Below are 23292 nucleotides of genomic sequence, written 5' to 3' on the forward strand. Positions count from 1 at the left end.
GGTTATGATTGAACTGGAAGCAAGAAAAGAACGTATAGTGGCATTTATGAGGGAATCGGCGTACAAACCGCTGTTATTTAAAGAGCTGGTCATGGTACTTGACGTACCATCCGAAGATACGGAACTCTTCAATCAGGTATTGACCGAACTGGAACAGGAGGGAAGGATATTCAGGACCCATGCCAGCAGATATGGTGTTCCCTCAAGGCTCAACCTGGTTGCAGGCAGAATCCAGGGACACGAGAGAGGTTATGGCTTTCTGATTCCAGATGATGAAATGCTGGAGGACATATTTATTCCTGCCGACAGTCTCAACGGAGCCATGCATGGAGACAAGGCAGTAGCAAGGGTGAATAAGAAAAGCTCTTCCGACAGGAGGATGGAGGGGGAGATTGTAAAAATCATAAAACGTGCCAATTCCACCCTGGTAGGAACTTTTGAAAAAAGTCTCAGCTTTGGCTTTGTAATACCTGACAACAAGCGTATATCCGGGGATATATTTGTATCAAAGGGCGAATTCAACGGTGCGAAAAAAGGTCAGAAGGTTGTCGTGGAAATATTGAAGTACCCTGAGCAGAGAAGAAATGCCGAGGGCAGGATAGTTGAGATCATAGGTGATGCAGATCAGCCCGGGACGGATATACTGTCCATAATAAAATCCTATAACCTGGAGGAGGAATTCCCGGCGGAGGTAATGGCACAGGCGGAAAATATCAGCGATACCGTTACCGGAGAAATGCAGAAGGGGAGAAGGGACTTAAGGGGTCTGAGAATGGTCACCATAGACGGAGAGGATGCAAAGGACCTGGATGATGCCGTATCGGTGGAAATACTGCCCAACGGCAACTACCGGCTGGGAGTGCACATAGCCGATGTTACCCATTATGTAACGGAAAATTCTCCTCTGGATATTGAGGCTCTTAACAGGGGTACCAGTGTCTATCTTGTAGACAGGGTCATACCAATGCTGCCCCGGAAGCTGTCAAACGGCATTTGCAGCCTGAATCCGCAGATTGACAGGCTGAGCTTTACCGTAATGATGGAAATAGACAAAAACGGCAAGGTATATAACCACGAGATATTTGAAAGCGTTATAAACATTGATGAAAGAATGACCTATACAAATGTATATAAAATCCTGAAAGACCATGATGAGGAACTGATAGAAAGGTACAGGCAGGTTGTGCCGGATTTCCATACAATGCATGAACTGGCCCTGCTGCTGAGAAAGAAGCGTTTTCAAAGGGGTGCAATTGACTTTGATTTTGATGAGGCGAAGGTCGTGCTTGACGAGAACGGAAAACCTGTTGAAGTCAAGAGGTATGAGATAACCATAGCAAACCAGATTATTGAGGAGTTCATGCTGGTGTGCAATGAGACTGTGGCAGAGCATTTCTTCTGGACAAATACGCCCTTTGTGTATAGAATCCATGAAGACCCTGATGAGGAGAAAATTGCGGCGCTGAACGAATTTGTATATAATCTGGGCTACAGCATCAAGGGCATCAATAAAATTCATCCCAGAGCTCTTCAGGACCTTTTGGAGAAAGTAAAGGGAACACAGCATGAAAGAATCATAAGCACAGTCATGCTCAGATCTTTGCAGAAGGCAAAATACAGCAGTGAAAGTGTAGGACATTTCGGACTGGCTGCCAAATACTACTGCCACTTTACTTCACCTATCAGAAGATATCCCGATCTGATAATACACAGGATCATGAAGCAGTACCTGAAGGGGGAAATGTCAGAGCAGAGAATCGGACATTTGGAAGGGCTGCTCCCAGAGATAGCAAAGCAGTGCTCCGAACGGGAACGGGCCGCTGATGAGGCGGAAAGGGAAAGTGAAGACCTGAAAAAGGTTGAGTATATGAAGGCTCATGAAGGAGAAGTGTTTAAAGGCATTATTGCCAATGTCACCTCCTTCGGCATGTTCATTGAACTTGACAATACCATAGAGGGGCTTGTCAGAATGAGCAGCATGGAGGATGACTATTACAACTATGATGAAAGGCGCTTTTCACTGATTGGTGAGCGGACCAAAAAGGTGTACAGAATAGGGGACACTGTGGGCGTAATACTTGCCAGGGCGGATATTTCAACCAGGAAGATAGAGTTTGTCCTGGTGGACGCAGAGGACGGGGAAGAGGAAGAGGACCTGTGGAACTTTGACGAGACGGCGGAAGATAAATTTGTTTTCGGCAGGCAGGCAAAACCCCAGGCAGGCCGTTCAAAAGCGGAGGGAGCCAAGGCGGGAGCCGCAAGGACAACAGGTGCCAAGTCTTCAGGTGCAAAGGCCGCAGGTGCCAAAAGGAAGGCTTTGACCAACAGGGACAAGGCTCTTGGTGCCTCACAAATATCAGAGAAAAAAACAACTGCCGAAAATAAGCCGAATAAAAAAGGCAAGATACTGGATAAAAAAGTTTACGATAAGATAAACGGCAAGGGCAGAAGAAAGAAAAAATAGACACAGCCGGAAAATGGAAAATTAACCTGAAAATCAAAAGGAGCTGTAAACCCAACTTGAAAATTGGTTTTACAGCTCCCCATTCAGCGCATGAGCGCCTGGATTCCAATTAAAACGGCTTAAGCCTGAAATTAAACTACGAAACGTTTGATTTCATCGCAGAAGTTTCCGCAATCATCAATCTGAATCTCTACTCTGATGGGCTTGCTCAGATCAAGGCTGAAAATGCCCATAATTGACTTGGCATCTACAATGTAACGGCCTGATGACAAATCAACATCAAAATCATACTTGTTTACAATATTAACGAAATCTTTTACATCATTAATAGATTTTAAAGAAATATCAAATGCCTTCATATTATCCATCCTCCTATAAAAGGTAAAAATCAAAATTGCTAAATTTATACTTTAATATTATCTTCTTTTTATATTTTAGTCAATCGAGATGTTTGTATACCCTCGGACAAATAATGCAAAAAAGCCCTTAAACCTGCACAAATAAAGGGGTTTGGACGGTGTTGTGCATATTTTACAAACTTTTCTTGTCGTTTTCATTCAATAATATCAGTTGCTGCCGTCACCAGGGTGCCCGGTTACAAGGGTATGGGGCGTAAGGTAAAGCTTTTCTTCTCCCATAATGCTGTTAAAACTCATTAAGTTGTGGTAAAATAGCGATACTTGTTTTATATAGCAATGAGAGGAAATATGCCGGCATGGAGAAAAATAATATTGAAAATATAGACCAAAATCCCAATGGTGAGGGGCTTAACAGCAGAAAAAAGACCGTGAGCTTCCACACCCTTGGCTGCAAGGTAAACCAGTATGAGTCGGAGGCAGTCTCAGCCCTGTTTGAAAAGGCGGGCTATGCTATCGCTTCCTTTGATGAGAACTCGGATGTGTATATAATAAATACCTGTACCGTGACAAATCTCAGTGACAGGAAGTCCAGACAGGCAATAAGGAAGGCAAAGAAGCAGAACCCTGATTCTATAGTAGCCGTCATGGGCTGTTATTCCCAGACCGCTCCTGATGAGGTTTTAAAAATACCCGGGGTGAATCTGGTCATAGGTACAAAGGACAGGAACAGGATACTGGAGTATGTGGACAGGCTTGAAGCCGGGGAATGCAGGATAAACGCGGTGGATAACATAATGGCTTCCAGGAGCTTTGAAGAGCTGAAGGTAAACACCTATAAGGAGAGGACCAGAGCGTACCTGAAGATACAGGAAGGGTGCAGCCAGTTCTGCTCCTATTGCATAATACCCTATGCCAGAGGCCCCATCAGAAGCAGGAATCCTCAGGACATAATCGCTGAAGTGAGGGAATTGTCAAAAAACGGCTATACGGAAATTGTACTTACCGGAATCCATCTTGCATCCTATGGCAGGGACTTGAAGACCACAAGCCTCCTGGAAATTATAAAGAGCCTTAATGAAATAGAGGGGATTCAGAGAATAAGGCTGGGCTCCATTGAGCCTACCACTATAACTGAAGAATTTGTCAAGGCGGCAGGGGAAATGCCCAGACTTTGCCCACACTACCACCTGTCGCTGCAAAGCGGCTGTGACAGGACTTTAAAGGCCATGAACAGGAAATATACCTGTGAGGATTATAAAAAGAGTGTTGACCTGCTGAAAGCGTTTATACCGGATGTTGCAATTACCACTGATATAATGGTGGGCTTCCCGGGGGAAACTGAAGAGGATTTTGCCCATTCGCTGGAGTTCGCCGAAAAAATTGGCTTTGCAAAAATCCATGTATTCAAGTATTCTCCCAGAAAAGGAACACCTGCGGCAGAAGCTGCGGAGCAGGTGGCTCCGGAAGTAAAAGAGGTCAGAAGCGAAAAAATGCTGGCATTGTCGGATAGCCTTGAAGAACAGTATTTATGCAATTATATAAACCGGGAAATGGAAGTTTTGTTTGAACAGGAATCCGGCGAAAAGAAGGGCAGTATGGAGGGCCTGACAAAGAACTATATGCGGGTGGCTGCCGAGGGCGGTCCGGAACTGTCAGGAAAGCTTCTGGGAACAAAGCTGAAAAAAGTTAAAGGGAGCCTGTTTGAAGGGGATATTTTATGGTAAATAAAAGCTATATGCAAATATTCCAAAAAGGCTTGGAAATATTTGGTGAGTATTTTGTCATTGGTACAGCAAAATTGTTGCAAAAGCTTTGAGGATATATTAGTATTATTATATAGCGTATATGGATAATTCAAACCTGTTGTTCAGGCCAGGCAGTATACAAAAGCATAAAAAACAGAGACTACAGCTACGCTAGGAAGGTGATTTGAAATGGGCATTAATGAAACTATGATGTTTAATGTTGATAAGGAAAAGGATAACGAAGCAAAAGAGATTTTGATTTCAGTTCATCAGGCGCTGAAGGAAAAAGGCTATAACCCCATAAATCAGATGGTTGGCTATATTTTGTCCGGAGATCCTACTTACATCACAAACTACAAAAATGCAAGAAGTATTATTCGCAGACTGGAAAGAGACGAGCTGCTGGAGGAAGTTTTGAAATATTACCTTGAAAGCAACAATACTGCTGTGGAATAAATATTATCAGTATTTTAAGGCACTCTAAATAAATGGAGTGCCTATTAATTTATTTCAGCTTGTCATATGACGGATTTGGCATAAATTTGACCGGATACTTTAAAAGCGGCATGGAGGTTTAAGTGAGAATATTAGGGATAGATTACGGGGATTCCAGAATAGGTATTGCGGTCAGCGACCCTATGGGATGGACGGCGCAGGGGCTTGAAACCGTCAAGAGCAAGGACAGCCTTAAAAAGGCCATAGCAAGAATTCTGGAGATAATAAGGCAATATGATATAAAGGACATTGTCATCGGCTATCCGTTGAATATGAACGGAACAGCCGGCCCAAGAACAGAAAGGACCGAGGCTTTTATAAAAAAGCTGCTGGAGTGGGACGACTTCAATATAGTCAAGTGGGATGAGCGCCTGACCACGGTTTCGGCTCACAGGGCCATGAACGAACTTGGGGTAAAAGCTTCAAACAAAAAGAATATTGTGGACACCATGTCTGCAGTGCTCATCCTTCAGGGCTATCTGGACAGAAAAAGCAGAGCATAGGTTGTACTGGACCTTCACCAAGGTTTAAAAAACTTTAATATTGGAAATCCTGTGCAAGTGTGATATTATTAAATCAATAATTTTCAGTATTCAGGTTATTGAAATTATTGAAGGTAATTTATTATAGCAGCAGATTGTATTATATCAGGAGGAAAATAGATATGAGCAACATGGATGAAGAAAGAGACGACATAGTAGTACTGGTTGGTGAAGATGGAGAAGAAGTAGAATTTGAACACGTTGATACCATAGAGATGAACGGAAATGAATATGTGGTTCTTCTTCCGGTAGAAGAGCAGGAAAACGAAGAGGTGGATGAGGTTGTCATTCTCAAGGTGGACCACAATGAAGACGGTGAGGATTCCTTCGTAACTGTTGATGATGAAGAAGAGTTGAACAGCGTTTTTGAAGAATTCAAAACCAGAATGGAAGAGGAATACGACTTCGAAGAATAAGCTGCGTAAAAAATAGAAGGCCTCCAAATGGGTGAACATGCATCGGTTTGGAGGTTTTTATCTAGCTGTTAATCCCTTATATTGCATTATATTATACTGTATTATTGCCAATATTCCCGGCAGTACACTGCCATTCGCATTTTAACCGACACAGTTCTTATTTATGGACATACTCTATAAAACACATTATACACAGAAAAAATGAATTGATTATTTTGCCATACCTTATCTATAATATGGTAATTTTTTACTAGCTTTATTGAATATTAAAAAGTTATTTGTTATAATATTAACGAATATTGTTAATATTATAACAATTTAATTAAACACATTATTTTAAGGGGGTCTGAAGTAATGAATGAAAATGAGTGCTGCTGCGGATGCACAGACGTAAACAGCTCAAAGCTCACAGAGATTATTGCTAAATATGTAGACACCAGAGGTGCTCTGATACCTGTTTTGCATGAAGCTCAAGAAGTATATGGCTATTTGCCCGAGACAGTTCTGAAAAAGATATCGGACGGGCTGAATGTACCTATGGCTGAAATTTACGGCGTAGTGACCTTTTATACTCAATTTTCATTGAATCCGAAAGGGCGTTTCAAAATCAATGTCTGTATGGGCACAGCCTGCTATGTTAAAGGTTCGGGAGATATCCTGGAGGCTTTCAGGAAAAAGCTTGGAATCGATGTGGGACAGTGCACGGAAGACGGAAAGTTTTCGCTGGATGCGTGCAGGTGCATAGGAGCCTGCGGCCTTGCTCCTGTAATCATGATTAATGATGACGTTCATGGAAGGTTGCTTCCCGAGGATGTTGACGGGATTCTGGAAAAGTATGAAGAGCTGTAAGGCTTTGCCGGCAGGCACAAGCTGAAGAAATTATAGAGATGAAAAATCCGGAGAGAAATATGAGAGACTTGTCACTTCACATACTTGATATAGTACAAAATTCCATTAATGCAAAGGCAACAAGTATTACTGTAAGCATGGAGCAAAGGTATACCGCCGTGCAGAGGAAAAAAATCCTCGAACTGAAAATAGGCGATAATGGAACAGGTATTGACCACCAGCTTCTTGGCAGAGTGGAGGACCCGTTTATTACCACAAGAACCACCCGTAAGGTGGGTCTGGGCATTCCCCTGCTGAAGGAATCGGCAAAAAAGTGTGAGGGCAGCTTTTATGTTAAATCTCATAAAAATGTCGGAACTGAAATTTCGGCTGCTTTTTCTATTAACCATATTGATCGACTCCCTATTGGTGATGTGGGTGAAACCATGATTACCTTGATTTTATCGAATCCTCAAATACGGTTTATTTTATTTTTAACCAGTGAAAAGGGAAATTTCAGACTGGATACTGAAGAAGCTGCTAAATCGTTTAAGGGTGTAACTGGTACGGAATACGAATATATAAATTGGCTAAAAGAGTTTATTGATGACGGTATTAAAAATATTTTCGGAGGTGTACTTAATGAAGTCGATAGCTGAATTGGATGAGATCAGAAAGAAAACTCTTGCTCAGATCTCGCTCAGATCAAATGAAAACGGCCTGAGGGTCATAGTTGGAATGGCTACCTGTGGGATTGCGGCTGGAGCCAGACCGGTAATGAAGGCGTTTATGGAAGAAATAAACAAAAGAAAACTTCAGAATATTACCGTATCTATGACCGGATGCATCGGTGCATGCAGGCTTGAACCCATAGTAGATATTATTGACAATGATGGAAATAAGGTAACCTATGTCAAAATGACTCCCGAAAAGGCTGAAAGAGTTGTTTTGGAACACCTGGTAAACGGTAAGGTATGCGCTGACCTCACAATCGGGGCAGAGGAAGCAAAAAAATAATAAATCGTAATTTTCACAGGAGGGTTAAAAAATGCAATTATATAGAGCACATGTGCTTGTTTGTGCAGGTACTGGCTGTACTTCCTCCAATTCATTAAAAATAATGGAGGAAATGGAGTCCTTACTTAAAAAAAGTAACCTGGCAGATGAAGTAAAAATTGTCAAGACAGGCTGCTTCGGTCTTTGTGCCGAGGGCCCTATTGTTGTAGTATATCCTGAAGGCGCCATGTACGTGAGAGTGGAAGCTGCTGATGTCAAGGACATAGTAGAGGAGCATCTGCTCAAGGGCAGGATTGTAAGAAGGCTGCTTGCAGGAGAGAAGGAAGCGGAGGATATTACAAAGGTACTTGAGAACGTGGATTTTTTCAAGAGGCAGCAGCGTATAGCCTTAAGGAACTGCGGCCGTATAAATCCTGAAAATATCGATGAATACATAGCCTTCGACGGATATAAGGCACTTGAAAAAGTTTTGACTGAGCTGACTCCGGAAGGGGTAATTGACACGGTTAAAAGGTCAGGTCTTAGAGGCAGAGGGGGCGGAGGCTTCCCTACAGGCATAAAGTGGGAGTTTGCGGCAAAACAGGTGTCAGATCAGAAGTATGTCTGTTGTAACGCCGATGAAGGAGATCCGGGAGCTTTTATGGACAGAAGTGTACTTGAAGGTGATCCCCATTCGCTTATAGAAGCCATGTCTATTGCAGGCTATGCCATTGGAGCAACCGAAGGGTTCATTTATGTAAGAGCCGAATACCCCATAGCCGTCAAAAGACTCCAACTGGCAATAGACCAGGCAAAGGAATACGGAATTCTGGGAGACAATGTCCTTGGAACAGGCCACAGGTTTGACCTGGAAATAAGGCTTGGTGCGGGAGCTTTTGTATGCGGTGAAGAAACCGCCCTGATGACTTCAATAGAGGGCCACAGGGGAGAACCCAGACCAAGGCCGCCATTCCCTGCGGTCAAGGGCTTATGGCAGAAACCTACCATACTCAACAATGTTGAGACCTATGCAAATATTCCTGTGATTATTCTCAATGGCGCGGAATGGTTTTCCAGTATTGGAACTGAGAAGAGCAAGGGCACCAAGGTTTTTGCCCTGGGTGGAAAAATAAATAATACCGGCCTTGTGGAGGTTCCCATGGGAACTACCTTGAGGGAGGTCGTTTATGATATAGGAGGCGGCATTCCCAAAGGTAAAAAATTCAAGGCCGCCCAGACCGGAGGGCCGTCCGGAGGCTGTATCCCGGCTTCACATCTGGATACCCCCATTGACTATGATTCACTTATCGCCCTTGGCTCCATGATGGGTTCAGGGGGACTTATAGTCATGGATGAAGATAACTGCATGGTGGATATAGCTAAGTTCTTCCTTGAATTCACAGTTGATGAATCCTGCGGAAAATGTCCTCCCTGTAGGATTGGAACCAAGCGCATGCTTGAAATTCTTGAGAGGATAACGGAAGGAAAGGGAGAAGAAGGTGATATTGAAAAGCTGGAGCTGCTGGCCAGGAATATCAAGGCTTCGGCTCTCTGCGGTCTCGGACAGACTGCTCCAAACCCCGTACTCAGTACGTTGAGATATTTCAGGGACGAATATGAAGCCCATGTATACGAAAAAAGATGTCCGTCAGGGGTTTGTAAATCCATGCTCAGATATACCATTGAACCATCCAAATGCAAGAGCTGCGGGCTGTGTACCAAGGTTTGTCCAATGAACTGCATCAGCGGTGAGAAAAAGGTGCCTTACGTTATTGATCAGAGCAAGTGTGCAAAATGCGGCGCCTGTGTGGAAAAATGTCCATTCAAGGCAATTGCTGTAGTGTAGGTTTTTATATCTATAAATTGCGTGCATATGAACGCTAATAGGAGGTTAGTATGTCAACGGTTAATATAACAATAGACGGCAAGAAACTACAGGTTGAAAAGGATATGACTATTTTGGAGGCGGCAAGAAGAGCCAACATCAAGATACCTACTCTTTGCTTCCTGAAGGATATAAATGAAATAGGCGCATGCAGGATGTGCGTTGTTGAAATAAAAGGCGCCAGGGCACTTCAGGCGGCTTGTGTCTATCCTGTGGCCGAGGGGCTTGAAATATACACCCAGAGTCCCAACGTCAGAGAAGCCAGAAGGGTGACTCTGGAATTGATATTGTCCAACCATGATAAAAAATGCCTTACCTGTGTAAGAAACAGAAACTGTGAGCTCCAGACCCTGTCCGAGGAATTGAACATCAGCCAGCTCAGGTTTGAGGGCCAGAGTACCAATCTGCCTCTGGACAATTTTTCACCATCAATTGTGAGGGACCCCAACAAGTGCATACTATGCAGGCGCTGTGTCAGCGTGTGTAAGGATGTCCAGACTGTTTCGGTCATCAGCGCCACGGAGAGAGGCTTTAAATCAGCCATTTCATGTGCTTTTGACAAGTCTCTGGCAGATGTGCCCTGTACAATGTGCGGACAATGTATAAGTGTTTGTCCGGTAGGAGCACTGAGGGAAAAAGATGATACCGACAGGGTGTGGGAAGCACTTGCCAATCCGGACCTTCATGTGGTGGTTCAGACTGCCCCGGCAGTCAGAGTGGCATTGGGTGAGGAATTCGGCCTGCCCATAGGTTCAAGGGTTACGGGTAAAATGGTTTCCGCATTGAGCCGTTTGGGGTTTGCCAAGGTATTCGATACCGATACTGCTGCCGACCTTACAATCATGGAGGAAGGTACGGAACTGCTGAACAGGCTTAAAAACGGAGGCAGGCTTCCGGTTATAACCTCCTGCAGTCCGGGCTGGATAAAGTTCTGTGAGCACAACTATCCTGAATTTCTGGATAACCTGTCCTCCTGCAAATCTCCCCATGAAATGTTCGGTGCGGTGCTTAAGTCCTACTATGCGGAAAAAACGGGTATTGAGCCCTCTAAGCTCTTCGTTGTATCAATCATGCCCTGTACTGCAAAGAAGTTTGAGGCACAGCGGCCTGAGCTTTCAGCATCGGGTTTTGCAGATGTAGATGTGGTGCTTACCACAAGGGAACTGGCCAAAATGATCAAGGAAGCGGGAATTGACTTTAATAACCTGGAAGACGGACGGTTTGATGATCCCATGGGCGAAGCCACCGGTGCGGCGGTTATTTTCGGAGCTACCGGAGGAGTTATGGAAGCGGCTTTGCGCACCGTGGCTGAAATTGTATCGGGCAAATCCTTTGACAATGTGAAGTATGAGGCTGTCCGAGGGATTGAGGGTATTAAGGAAGCTACAGTGGAAATAGGCGACATGAGGCTGAAGGCTGCCGTGGCACATGGCCTGGGCAACGCCAGAAAGCTGCTTGACAGCATAAAGGCAGGGGAGGCGAAGTATGATTTCGTAGAAATCATGGCATGCCCGGGAGGTTGTGTAAATGGGGGAGGACAGCCTATACAGCCGTCCTCCGTCAGAAGCTGGACCGACCTGAGAAGTGAAAGGGCAAAGGCCATATATGAGGAGGATGAGAGCCTCACCTTCAGAAAGTCCCATGACAATCCCATAGTGAAGGAAATGTATGAGAAATATTTCGGAGAGCCGGGAAGTCATAAGGCTCACAAGGTTTTGCATACTCACTATGCCCCAAGAGAGAATTATCCTGTGAAAGAAGATATATGAGAGAATACAGACTGAAATAAGTCGCTATGACCTTTCGGCCCACCCTGGGTGATTTTGCCGCAATATACCGTTCAGACCCTGGCTCCATGCCGGGAGTTATGGGGACGGGGAGGCAAACAACCGGGGTGGGTTGTTTGCATGCATTTATTTGGGGCTTTCCATGCTGACCGTTTAGTAAATGCCGGGAATTGCCGAATAATATATATAAAGATTATAGATATTACACAGAGAATTATAGAAAGCTTGCTAAGTATTTCATTGCAGTATAAAAAGCGTAAATTCACAGCTATAAACAAAGGGGATCAGGTCATGGGTAAGAAATTTGGTTATTACATACTGGCAGTGGTATTTTTTATTGTTTTATGGGGTAATGCCGCAAGTGCTGTTGCATTCTCCGATGTGGGAAATCACCGGGGGGCAGGGCATATCAACAGAATGGCAGCCGAAGGAGTCCTGGGAGGGTATCCTGACGGAACCTTCAAGCCCGACAGGAATATCAGCAGGGTTGAGCTGGCTGCAATAATAAACGGTATTTTTAATAACCAGGAAAAAAGCTCCAGGAAGTTCAGGGATGTTGCTCCAAAAGATTGGTTCAGCGGGGAAATAGCCAAGGCTGTGGCAGCAGGATATATCACCGGCTATGAGGACGGCACTGTAAGGCCGGGAAAGTTTGTCACCAGACAGGAAGGCTATAAAATAGTTGCAGATGCATTCGGATTATCCGGCCTGGCATCTGACTCCTATGCTGCATTCAGCGATGCGGGTGCTGTACAGCAGTGGGCCAGAAACAGCACAGGAGTGTTGCTGGACAGGGGATATATAATTGACGACGGCTCCGGAAAACTGCTGCCCCGCAAATTTATGACCAGGGCAGAGGCGGTTGAGCTCCTGGACAGGGCGGCAGGCCTGATAATAAATGCAAATGTGGCTTCTTTCAAGGATAAAACGGTGGAAGGAAATCTTTTTGTACGCTCATCGGTTTCAGCACTTGAAAATATTTCTGTAAATGGCGACCTGTATATCCCGCAAAGTGCCTTGAAGCAAAATATTGTACTGGATAACGTAAGGATAAAGGGCAGGCTTTATATCAGGAACAACAAGCTGGACAGCATACGTATAAAGGGCGGAGAAACGGGCGGCATAATAATAGCCGGACAGTCTGCCAGGGTGCATTTGGAACTTGAGGGCAGTACCGTTTCCGGTACGCTGGGAGTATTTGCAGCTTCTTTTATAAATGTGGGGAGCGGCAGCAGGGTGAAAAAGGTGGAGCTGGAAGCGGGGGCGTCCGGGACAGTGATTGAGGCGGTACCGGGGGTTCAGATAAGCAATCGTTCCAAAAACATTATTGTAAACGGGGTTGCCATTGACGAAGGTACTGTCTTTACAACCACCGACAGCCTGGATTTGATCAATGTATACTAAAGCGGTAAAAGATGGACTTATAGAATATAGCCCTTTAGAATACGGCCTTATAAAAGGAGTCATTATGAAAAACAGATTACTTGCTTATATGCTCATTACAGCACTTTTTTTACTTTCAACACTCACTCCGGTGCAGGCATTTGCCGGTTCAGAACCTGTAGTATATGCGGCGGCTTCTGCTGCTGATATGGAGAATATAATCTTCACGGCCATAAAAAACAGGGAAGAGGCCTTTAAGATAAGCTATGATGGAAATACGGACGATATAATGAATGAAATAAAGCAGGCGCGCAGCAGGGCCGTGCAGAGAGACCCCTATGAAGAAGGCTGCATAAGCCTTGTTTCAGGCTTCAGCGTCAGCAGCTCCAGCGGGCATGCGGATATTTTCTTTGATTCGTTCAAGTACCACACAACGAAGGAGCAGGAGTTGTTTGTAGACCGAAAAGTACAGGAGATTACCGCTTCCATAATAAATTTCCGGATGAGTGATTATCAGAAGGAAAAAGCCATACATGACTATATACTGCAAAATGTCAGCTATGACAACACCCTTTCAGGCTATACCGCATATTCTGCACTTTATAATGGCCTCACCGTATGCAATGGCTATGTTCAGCTTGCATACCGGCTGTTTAATGCTGCGGGTATTGAAAATATGATAGTAAAGGGGATATATGATTCCAGGGACCACGAATGGAATCTGGTAAAGCTGGACAACAACTGGTATCACCTGGACTGCACCCTTGATGACAGTGCCTCCGCCACCGGGCAGATGCAAAGCTATAAATATTTTAATCTGACTGACTCAAAAATCAGGATAACCCATGAATTCGACTCCGGGAATTATCCCCCAGCCGTCACGGAATTCAAGCCGGATAAAACCGAGGTGACTTCGTATGCCGGCACAGCAATACCATCTGCAACCACTGGGGCAATTCAACTGCCAGGACCGGAAGAAACAGTTGAAATCAACAGCTTTGCAAGGGTTTTACAGCCGTCAGACAAGGTATGGACTCTTAAGTTCAACCAGGCAATTGACTTTCGGACTGTTAATGACTTGACTGCCTTTGTGGTGGATTCCTCGGGAAATGTCGCAAAGGGCGTAACCTTTAAAAAGGGCCCCCAGGGCAATATACTGCTGGTGCAACCGCCGGCAGCAGGCTATGAAAGCGGTAAGAGCTACTGCATTTACATATTGAAGGGTGTAGTATCCGGAAAAACCAAAGGGCTTGAAAAAGCCCTTAAGATACTGTTTACTATAAAATAGAGATTTTAAAGACTTACAAGCTCAGCCAAAGACTTCGTGACAAGCCATTTCCATAGGTGGGCTGGAGTACCTTTGAAAAAATATTGGAAATAAGAATTTAATCTGTACAACAGGTTAGTCCTACTTGAGCAGTGAAAGCACATTTCCGGAGCTTTGGTTTGTCTGAGCCAGCAGAGAAGTTCCCGCACTGGTAAGTATCTGTGCTTTTGTAAACTCCATCATGACCTTTGCCATGTCTGCGTCCCGGATGCGGGATTCAGCGGCGGAGGTGTTCTCCGACGCGGTACTGAGGTTGTTGATGGTGTGCTCCAGCCGGTTCTGCATGGCTCCCAGCTTGCTTCTTTCCGTTGATAAGCTGTCTATAAGGGGATCAATATTGCTTAAAACTATGTCTGCATTCCCCTGGGTACTCAAATCAACATGCACGCTGCCAAACTGGTAGGCTGTCCCGAAAATCTGCATGGAATGGGGAAGGTTTGTTTTATCAATAAGCAGATCCACGGTTTGGGCACTGTTGGCGCCTACCTGAAAGGTTATGGGTGCATTGGCCCCTATCAGCAATTTCTTTGTGTTGAATTCCGTGGATTTAATTTCGTTATCTATTTCGTCTCCAAGCTGTGACATCTCAATGGCTATCAATTGCCTGTCTTCAGAGGTCAGGGTGTCGTTGACCGCTTGAACGCTCAGCTCTCTTATCCTGTGCAGGATATTGTGGATTGTACCCATGGTGCCTTCTGCCGTCTGTATCAGAGAGATGCCGTCCGAAGCATTTTTTATTGCTGTGTCCAGCCCCATGATCTGAGAACGCATTTTTTCCGATATTGCAAGACCGGCGGCATCATCGCCTGCCCGGTTTATCCGTATACCCGAAGCCAGCTTTTCAGACGACTTTGCTCTAAGGTCGGAGTTTTTTCTTAAAATATTTACAGTCTTCAAACCTGGTATATTGTTTCTGATATAAATATTATCACCTTCCTTCCAAACCCGCTTAAGGCTTAATGGTATACAGGAACTGATAGGTCTGGCCGTTATAGGTGAAGGACAGCACAGTTATACCTGCATTTATGCCTGTTACCAGGCCGCTGTTTACTGTGGCCACCTCGGGGTATTCCGAGGACCAGACAGCAAGGGCTGTTATATCAAGTGTACCACCATTTTCAAAAGTTGCAATAACCGTTATCTGCTGTGTGGAACCAACCTTGCAGGTACCCACGCTTCCCGAAGACACATAGGGCGTTATCTTGACAATATTGCCCGAGGGCGCAAGGGTATCATTATCTGTAATGGTTATGTTGGCGTCGGCTGTTGCAATAATACCTCCCACAGGACTGCTCAGATGCAGCCTGAAGGTTTCTGTGGGTTCGTACACCCCGTCATCGGTTATGTTCACGGTAACGGTCTTGCTGGTTTCACCATCGGCAAAGGTCAAGGTTCCGCTCACAGGGGTATAATCGCTTCCGGCAAGGGCTGTTCCGTTAACTGTAGCATAGTTTACTTTTACGGTTCCCGAGGTAGTCACGCTTCTGGTAATTGTGACAGTAACGCTGCCTGCATCCTCCGCCACGGAATAGTTTACGGGAGTGAAGGCAAGCTGGGGTGCGGGCTCATCATCAATTACAGTGACTATTGCAGAAGAAGTTGTAAGTGTTCCGGAAGACGGACTGCTCAAATTCACTGTAAAGGTTTCATTTCCTTCATATGTTGCGTCATCCAGAATGGGAACCGTAATGGTTTTGCTGGTTTCTCCCGGTGCAAAGGCAAGAGTGCCGCTTGTGGGTGAAAAATCGCTGCCCGACAGGGCAGTGCCGTTGGCGGTGGAATAGTTTACGGTAATAGCCCCGGAGGTGACCAGGCTTCGTGTTACTGTCAGCGTAACGCTTCCGGCGTTCTCGTTAACTGTATAGCTCGCCGGATTGAAGCCTATGCGTGCAGTGGGGAGCTCGTTGTCATGTATTGTGATGGTAGCCGTATCGTTTAAGATTTCAGTCAGATAGACATCCGTAAGCTTGACTGTAAAGGTTTCATCTCCTTCATATATACCATCGTCCAGTATGGGTATGGTAATGGTCTGAGTCAACTGGCCGGGTGCAAAGGACAAGGTTCCGCTCTTTGCGGTGTAATCGGAGCCTGCCAGAGCGGTGCCGTCAAAGGTTGTGTATTTGAAGCTTGCTGTCTCACTGCTCTGGGAAATACCTCTGTTCACAGTCAGAACCACATTTCCGGCGTTTTCCATAACGGAATAGTTCAAGGTGCTGAAAGCAATGTCTATATCCTGGATGATTATTTTTGCCTTGTCATTTTGTATGGTTCCCCATGAAATGTTGTCCAGTTTCAGATAGAAGATTTCAGTATCTTCCAGAATACCATCCCAATAGACTGTTATTCTTATGTTCTTTTTTATTTCTCCGTCAGCAAAGGTAAGCGTGCCGGAAAGAGGCAGGTAATCCTGTCCCCCTATGGCAGTATCGTCTATGGTGTAGTAGTCCACAGTTACAGTACCGCTGGTGTTTCCTGAGCGGATTACCGAAAAATCATAGTAAAGATAAGTACCGGGGAAGGTTCTCTCTCCGACACAGATAAGCTCCGAGGGGCCAATGCCTATTTTCGTGGGCTGTATGTCATTGTCGGTGATGGTGACTGTGGCAGAAGCCACGTTTATGTTGCCGGAAGAGGCATTGCTCAGGGTGACTGTAAAGCTCTCACTTCCTTCATATACTGCATCATCCAGAACAGGTACGGTGATGGTCTTGCTTGTCTCTCCGGCGGCAAAGCTGAGTGTGCCGCTGGCAGCCGTGTAATCACTGCCGGCTGTTGCAGTGCCGTTGGAGGTGGCATAATCCACGGTCACAACGCCCGAAGTGCTGCCGGTTCTGGTTACAGTCAGGGTTACGCTGCCCGCATTTTCCATGACGGTATAGGTTGAAGGAGCAAACTGCAAGCCCGACGGATTGCCCAGCAATACCTGCATGGAAGTTGCAGTGGCATCCAGGGTCTTGGCGCTCACATTTGAGGAAGTTCCGCTGTACAGTCTGCTGTTGGGGTTGGTGGCATCGGCAAAAAGATCGTTGGGGCCGCCGTTCCTGTAATAGGGTGCGGAGCTGCTTCCGGGTACGGCCCTTTCTATCTCCACTCCGCGATGGGCTGGATTATTATTTACAGTATTGCTGGACATATTTGCGGAAATGACTGTTTCATCAATATGCCATATGGCAACTCCTCCGTTTGCTATACCGTCATAATATAAGCCTGCGTCATAGCCTGACAGGTTTCTGTTTTCCACAAGAAAATACTGGTTGGAATCGGAGGTGGCAACCTTGAGGACATTATACTGGCCTGTACTCGCAGCTTTGACGGTGTATATTCCGTCAGAGGCATTGACGGGAGAGGCAAAGCCCAGAAATATCTTGGACCAGGGGTCCAAATGGGCCGGACAGCCTCCGGGCATATCCGAAGCCCTCATGCCCCAGCTTCCGCTTGACATGAGACTGCTTGCACCCACAGAAGGGTCTGAAGAATTTGAGGTGTTGTATTCATCAAAAAGTCCCAGGTCGTGTCCCAGCTCATGGCAAAGTATTCCTATGGTTGCCAGATGGTCACCGTAAACGGAGTGTATTTCACCCTGCTGGGTATAGCCTCCGTATGGGGTCTGTGCTACAAATTTGCCGTCCAGTTGGGGTGCCGGCACCGACCAGCCCAGGGACCAGCGGTGTCCCCATACGCTGGGGGAGGTGGAACCGCAGCTTGCCTCATAGCCCGCTGTGATTGTAACTATGTGAAGTTCGTTGTAATCAATATATCCGTTGTTGTTGGTGTCATAGCTGGAAAAATCAATATATGTATCGGCTGCCAGCAACGCATTTTTTACAATTGTCCGGTTTCTGTCGTCGGTGTTTCCGCCGGGATTGGGGTGGGCGTAATTCAAAGTGACTTTGACTACTCCGTCGTTGGAGGTACCGTATGTTTCACTGGCAGGGGAGAAGGAAAAACTGCCTCCGGAGTTTTCTCTGTAGAAGTTATTGACGGTCTGTCCTGAAGTTCCAAAAAACAGGTTGTTCCATACTGCATCAGAATATTGAATGGTTTTATCTGTAAAGCTGACCAGCAAAACCAGAATCTTTTGTGAGGAGCCTGCAGGCTGCGGGGGGATTACACTGCTGGGAAGGGTGGTGCCGCCTGCATAATAGGTTTTGGGTATTTGGGCGGCTTCACTGTATGTATTCAGACTGTCTGCCCAGTCTTCGCTTTTCAGAGCCGCTTCGGGAGCAGGATCGATTCCTACCCTGGCATTTGCAGCCTCCAGCTTTCCAAAGGCTACCCGGGCATATTTCCAATAGCCGTCGGTATCCTGGAGAATGACACTCTGGTCGTCAGCCTTGGTCACCCAGTTCTGAAATTCATCTCCATTGAGCTTGCCCAGAAAGGTTTGTCCCGAGGGCTGAGAGAGGTCGTAGGCTCCGGGATATGCCGATATTGCCCTGCAATCGGCAGTTCCTGTTCCCAAATATATTAAAACAGATGCTGCAATCAAAAATATAAACTTAAGGGGCTTATTAAACATATTGTTGCCTCCGTGGTATATTAACCAGTATTTGCCATAAAAATGGACAAAGCTGCATATTTAATATTTCGGCAGAATATGACAGTTTTTTTAGCATGAAATATCCGATGAAAATAATTCGCACTGCCTTTTTTTGAAATGGTGCCGGGCTGGAAGCTGAAATAAGAGTATTGGAGGACAAGTAAAAAATCCAGGCTTAGGAATTGTGAATCACGAAGCACGTACGCAAACACGAAGTTACCTTTTCATTTTACAATACATTTCACAAAAAACTATTGCATTAAAGTGTACTCTAAGGTATAAACTTATTCCAAAAGGTAAAATACATATATTATGATTACTGAAATTTACCTTACAGGGTAAAATAATTTATTTTTGGAGGGCTGGAAATGCAATACAGAAATTTTGGAAGTTTGGATTTTAAAGTGTCTGCTCTCGGCTTCGGAGCAATGCGCCTGCCTACCAGGACAATAGAGTCGGCAGGAGATAAGCCGCAGAACAGGATTGATGAGGCAGAAGCAATCAAAATGATAAGGCACGCAATTGATATGGGCGTCAATTACGTTGATACTGCGTACATTTACCATGACGGCTTCAGTGAGATTGTAACAGGAAAAGCCTTGAAGGATGGCTATAGGGAGAAGGTGAAGCTTGCCACCAAATCACCTACCTGGCTGATAAATGAAGCCGGAGATTTTGACCGGATACTGGATGAGCAGCTTGAAAAGCTTCAGACCGACAGCATTGACTTCTATTTGCTGCACTCCCTTTCCAGAGATTCCTGGAATAATGTGATTTTGAAATATGATTTGCTCAAGAGGGCAGAGGCTGCAAAGGAAGCCGGAAAGATCAAGCATCTGGGTTTTTCCTTCCACGATGAGGGCTCTGCCTTTACAGAAATAGTTGATGGCTATGATAAGTGGGAATTCTGCCAGATACAGTACAACTATCTTGACATAGAGAACCAGGCGGGGCTGAAGGGCTTGAAATATGCAGCTTCAAAAGGTATTGCCGTGGTAATAATGGAGCCTCTTTTAGGAGGCAAGCTTGCCAATCCTCCCAAAGATGTAAAGGCCATACTTGATGAGAACGGGAAAAATCTCACCGGTGCGGAATGGGCGCTTCAATGGCTGTGGAACCAGCCGGAGGTTTCTGTGGTGCTAAGTGGTATGAGCACAATGCCGCAGGTGGAGGAAAATCTTGCATCGGCTGAGAAATCGGGAGTCGGAACTCTCAATGAAGAGGATTTGAAATTAATAGACAGAGCTATAACCCAGTACGGCATAAGGACGGCAATACCCTGCACCGGCTGCCAGTACTGCATGCCATGTCCCAATAATGTAAATATTCCAAGGAATTTTGAACTATATAACAGCAGTGTCATTCATGAAGACCTGAACGGAGCCAGGTTTGCATACAGCCGCTTCTTCAACAAGGAGAACCACGCCAGCGAATGTATACAGTGCAAGGTCTGTGAAGAAAACTGTCCGCAAAAAATACCTATAAGCGAATGGCTGCCGAAGGTTCACGAAATGCTTGGCTGACGCCGGGCATTTCGCATTTTCCATTGGGGCAGCGGGCCCTGGGACACAGTCCGGGACATGTTAATAAAAAATTAATAAATTCGCATCAAAAATACTATATAATATAAGAGGTATTTTCTTAAAACATATGAAAGTTGAGTGTACATATGAATTTGTTAAAAAGAACAATTCCTTTTATATTGGCAGGGAGTATAATACTAATGACGGCCTCGTGTACTTCGAAAAACCAGTCTGACAATACTCCGGCCTCCACCTCCGTAAGTGCGAATACGGTTGTAGCCTCAGCTACGGGTCAACAGCCGGAAGCCGGTATAATCAGTCAGGATATTCATATAAACCAGATAGGATATAAAATTGATGATAAAAAAATTGCTGTAATAAAGGGAGTATATAAAAGCTTTGAGGTATTTGATGCGGAAACCGGCAAGGCTGTCCTGGTAAAGGAAACCGGCGGTAAGGTCAGTGACGAGTCCAGCGGGGATACGGTATGTTATGCTGACTTTTCGGAGCTGAAAGCCAGTGGGAGTTATTTTATTTCAGTTGAAGGACTTGGAAAATCCTATGATTTTAAAATAGGGGAGAGTACCTTATTCTCAAAGGTAAATGATGCCCTGGTCAAGGCGCTGTATTATCAACGCTGTGGAATAGTACTGGATTCAAAATATGCAGGTGAGTACATTCACGGCTCCTGTCACACAGGCAAGGCCATACTGTATGGCAATGAAGAGGTTCAATTGGATGTGGGAGGAGGCTGGCATGACGCCGGAGATTACGGAAGATATGTGGTGCCTGCGGCTGTGACGGCGGCGGACCTTATGCTGGCCTATGAATTTTATCCCCAGAGCTTCACAAGTCCTTTAAACATTCCCGAGAGCTCCAACAATATTCCGGACATTCTGGATGAGGCAAAATACGGACTTGAGTGGCTTCTGAAAATGCAGGATGAAAAATCGGGAGGGGTATACCACAAGGTTACCTCCAGAAATTTTCCCGACATAGCTGTAATGCCCGACATCGATGTGGATGATCTTTTCATAATGCCTGTGTCCACCACAGCCACCGCGGATTTTGCAGCCGTAACAGCCATGGCCTCAAGGATATTTAAGGATTTTGACCCTGATTTTTCAAAAAAATGCCTGGCTGCGGCAGTTAAAGCCTGGAATTGGCTGGAGGCCAACAAGTCTTTTATTGCGTTTAAAAATCCTCAGGATGTTTCCTCGGGAGAGTATGGGGACAGTTCCGGAGATGATGAAAGAGCATGGGCGGCTGCCGAATTATTGAGAGCCACCGGAATTAAAAAATACAATGAATATTTCAAGGCCAATTACCAGACCGGAGGGTTTGGACTGGGCTGGCAGAATGTGAGCGGCTTTGCAGCCATAGCCTATCTGTTTGCGGACACTGAGACGGCGGATTCCGGCAAAGCTGATGAAATACGCAAAGCCTGGCTGGAAAAAGCGGATATGTTTGTGAGCACGGCGCAAAAGAACGGCTACCTGCTGGCCATGCATAAGATGGAATACAACTGGGGAAGTAATATGAATGTGGCAAATCATGCCATGCATATGTTGATAGCAGACAAATTGAGCAATAGTGAAAAGTATACCGAAAGTGCCGCGGATTGTGCCCATTACCTGTTGGGAAGAAATACTCTGAACCAGAGCTATATAACGGGGTATGGGTCTCAAAAGGTCATGCAGCCCCACCACAGGCCGTCGGCAGGCGATTCTGTGAAAGATCCCGTACCCGGATTGCTGGTGGGCGGGCCGGATTCGGCACTGGAGGATGACAGCGCCAGGGCAAGCCTGTCCGGCAAGGCTCCTGCACAATGCTATATTGATGACATTACCTCGTTTTCAACCAACGAAGTGGCCACCTATTGGAATTCTGCAGCTATTTTTGTTTTTTCCTATATGGGCTCAAATTGACAAATTGGACAATTTGATTAATTTAACCTGTAGTCCACTTAATAAAGTCTTTAAGAGACAAATTTGCTAGTTACGCGAGGACGACTTTAAAGAAATGCGCAGTATGATTAAAAGCTTTTCGCTGAAGTTGTGGGCTCACAGCCTGCTGATTTGGCAGTTAAATTGACAGGATGTCAATTTAAGCAGCACTCGAGACCTGGATGGTCGAGTTGCTGCGACGGCTAAAAAAGCATGCTGTAAGGCATACAATTTCGCCAAAAGCGTTATATACAAGCATTTATTTGAAGCTCGTCCGGGAGTGAGTAGCATTTTCTGACTGTTACCACATTTTTAATTAGCGCTATAGGTTAATTTAACAGCCTGCAAGAACCCGATTGTCCGGATATGATACGCTTTGAAAGGGGAGACCGACTTGGCTAAACAGATATGGAAGCCTTCAACCATGTTAAATCCTGTTCCGGTTGTTATGGTTACCTGCGCGGATAAAAACGGAAAGCCCAATATAATAACACTTGCATGGGTTGGTACTGTGAATTCCGATCCACCCATGGTATCTATTTCCGTCAGAAAGCAGAGATATTCATATGAATTGCTCAAGGAAAGCGGAGAGTTTGTAATAAACCTTCCCACAAGGAACCTGACCTTTGCCACTGATTTTTGCGGTGTTAAATCAGGAAGGGATACTGATAAGTTTGAGGCTGTGAAGCTCACGGCGCAAAAGGCTTCAAAGGTTCAGGCGCCGCTGATAAAGGAATGCCCCGTAAATCTTGAATGTGTTGTCAGGCAGGTTGTTGAGCTGGGGTCCCATGACTTATTTTTGGCAGAAGTGGTAGCCACAAATGTAGACGAAAGCCTGCTTGATGAAAACGGAAAATTAAATCTTCATAATGCAGGACTTATAAGCTATTCTCATGGAGAATATTTTCCCCTGGGAGCTTCACTGGGATATTTCGGATACTCGGTAACCAAACGGAAAAATTTAAAGAGGAACCTTAAGACAGAGGTTAAAAATAGAAATAAAAAACCTGGACAAAACAGGAAAAAGACAGCGCCCAAATGATGCGCTGTCTTTTC

The 23292-nt window shown here is 45.3% G+C and carries 18 protein-coding genes; 15 read left to right on the forward strand and 3 right to left on the reverse strand.

Features of this window, described 5'->3' with window-relative positions:
* The first annotated feature begins 4 nt into the window (after positions 1-4).
* Positions 5-2464, forward strand: coding sequence for a ribonuclease R (gene rnr / locus CLHUN_RS17705; protein WP_080065961.1), 2460 nt, complete (start codon positions 5-7; stop codon positions 2462-2464).
* A 131-nt stretch (positions 2465-2595) separates the two neighbouring features.
* On the opposite strand, the gene CLHUN_RS17710 is transcribed toward rnr, so the two are convergent.
* The gene (locus tag CLHUN_RS17710) at positions 2596-2823 is read right to left on the reverse strand and encodes an HPr family phosphocarrier protein (protein ID WP_080065962.1); all 228 of its coding nucleotides are present in this window, start codon (positions 2821-2823) and stop codon (positions 2596-2598) included.
* A 356-nt stretch (positions 2824-3179) separates the two neighbouring features.
* Between CLHUN_RS17710 and mtaB the strand changes: the two genes are divergently transcribed.
* The 11 genes from mtaB (at position 3180) to CLHUN_RS17765 (ending at position 14188) form a co-directional block, all read left to right on the forward strand.
* On the forward strand, positions 3180-4547 hold the full coding sequence (gene mtaB / locus CLHUN_RS17715; protein ID WP_080065963.1) for a tRNA (N(6)-L-threonylcarbamoyladenosine(37)-C(2))-methylthiotransferase MtaB: 1368 nt from the start codon (positions 3180-3182) through the stop codon (positions 4545-4547).
* A gap of 210 nt (positions 4548-4757) precedes the next feature.
* Positions 4758-5024: an IreB family regulatory phosphoprotein gene (locus tag CLHUN_RS17720; protein ID WP_080065964.1), complete on the forward strand. Its 267-nt coding sequence runs from the start codon at positions 4758-4760 to the stop codon at positions 5022-5024.
* Positions 5025-5146: 122 nt separating this feature from the next.
* Positions 5147-5566 carry a Holliday junction resolvase RuvX gene (gene ruvX / locus CLHUN_RS17725; RefSeq protein ID WP_080065965.1) on the forward strand — a complete coding sequence of 140 codons (420 nt, stop codon included), beginning with the start codon at positions 5147-5149 and terminating at the stop codon, positions 5564-5566.
* Positions 5567-5727: 161 nt separating this feature from the next.
* On the forward strand, positions 5728-6021 hold the full coding sequence (locus CLHUN_RS17730) for a DUF1292 domain-containing protein (protein WP_479692038.1): 294 nt from the start codon (positions 5728-5730) through the stop codon (positions 6019-6021).
* Between the two features lie 354 nt (positions 6022-6375).
* Entirely contained in the window at positions 6376-6870 is a 495-nt protein-coding gene (gene nuoE, locus CLHUN_RS17735) for an NADH-quinone oxidoreductase subunit NuoE (protein WP_080065966.1), read from the forward strand.
* Positions 6871-6929: 59 nt separating this feature from the next.
* The gene (locus tag CLHUN_RS17740) at positions 6930-7508 is read left to right on the forward strand and encodes an ATP-binding protein (protein ID WP_080065967.1); all 579 of its coding nucleotides are present in this window, start codon (positions 6930-6932) and stop codon (positions 7506-7508) included.
* Positions 7492-7866: a (2Fe-2S) ferredoxin domain-containing protein gene (locus CLHUN_RS17745; protein WP_080065968.1), complete on the forward strand. Its 375-nt coding sequence runs from the start codon at positions 7492-7494 to the stop codon at positions 7864-7866. The genes CLHUN_RS17740 and CLHUN_RS17745 overlap by 17 nt, the downstream gene beginning before the upstream one ends.
* Positions 7867-7897: 31 nt before the next feature.
* On the forward strand, positions 7898-9691 hold the full coding sequence (nuoF, locus tag CLHUN_RS17750) for an NADH-quinone oxidoreductase subunit NuoF (protein ID WP_080065969.1): 1794 nt from the start codon (positions 7898-7900) through the stop codon (positions 9689-9691).
* 50 nt (positions 9692-9741) lie between these two features.
* Entirely contained in the window at positions 9742-11499 is a 1758-nt protein-coding gene (locus CLHUN_RS17755) for an NADH-dependent [FeFe] hydrogenase, group A6 (protein ID WP_080065970.1), read from the forward strand.
* Positions 11500-11808: 309 nt separating this feature from the next.
* Positions 11809-12921 (forward strand): S-layer homology domain-containing protein, encoded by a 1113-nt coding sequence (locus tag CLHUN_RS17760; RefSeq protein ID WP_165755788.1) that lies wholly within the window; start codon positions 11809-11811, stop codon positions 12919-12921.
* A 64-nt stretch (positions 12922-12985) separates the two neighbouring features.
* Complete coding sequence (locus CLHUN_RS17765; protein ID WP_165755789.1) at positions 12986-14188, forward strand: transglutaminase domain-containing protein; 1203 nt, start codon at positions 12986-12988, stop codon at positions 14186-14188.
* Positions 14189-14308: 120 nt separating this feature from the next.
* Here CLHUN_RS17765 and CLHUN_RS17770 read toward each other — a convergent pair whose 3' ends face one another.
* Positions 14309-15151: a flagellin N-terminal helical domain-containing protein gene (locus CLHUN_RS17770; protein ID WP_080065973.1), complete on the reverse strand. Its 843-nt coding sequence runs from the start codon at positions 15149-15151 to the stop codon at positions 14309-14311.
* A 25-nt stretch (positions 15152-15176) separates the two neighbouring features.
* On the reverse strand, positions 15177-18746 hold the full coding sequence (locus CLHUN_RS17775; protein ID WP_080065974.1) for a Calx-beta domain-containing protein: 3570 nt from the start codon (positions 18744-18746) through the stop codon (positions 15177-15179).
* 389 nt (positions 18747-19135) lie between these two features.
* Here CLHUN_RS17775 and CLHUN_RS17780 point away from each other — a divergent pair, with 389 nt between their 5' ends.
* The 3 genes from CLHUN_RS17780 (at position 19136) to CLHUN_RS17790 (ending at position 23278) form a co-directional block, all read left to right on the forward strand.
* On the forward strand, positions 19136-20290 hold the full coding sequence (locus tag CLHUN_RS17780) for an aldo/keto reductase (protein WP_080065975.1): 1155 nt from the start codon (positions 19136-19138) through the stop codon (positions 20288-20290).
* Between the two features lie 200 nt (positions 20291-20490).
* Positions 20491-22218: a glycoside hydrolase family 9 protein gene (locus CLHUN_RS17785; RefSeq protein WP_117387083.1), complete on the forward strand. Its 1728-nt coding sequence runs from the start codon at positions 20491-20493 to the stop codon at positions 22216-22218.
* Positions 22219-22630: 412 nt separating this feature from the next.
* Positions 22631-23278 carry a flavin reductase family protein gene (locus tag CLHUN_RS17790; protein ID WP_080065977.1) on the forward strand — a complete coding sequence of 216 codons (648 nt, stop codon included), beginning with the start codon at positions 22631-22633 and terminating at the stop codon, positions 23276-23278.
* Positions 23279-23292: the final 14 nt, after the last annotated feature.

Origin of the sequence: Ruminiclostridium hungatei (assembly GCF_002051585.1) — a bacterium.
Lineage (GTDB): Bacteria > Bacillota > Clostridia > Acetivibrionales > DSM-1351 > Ruminiclostridium > Ruminiclostridium hungatei.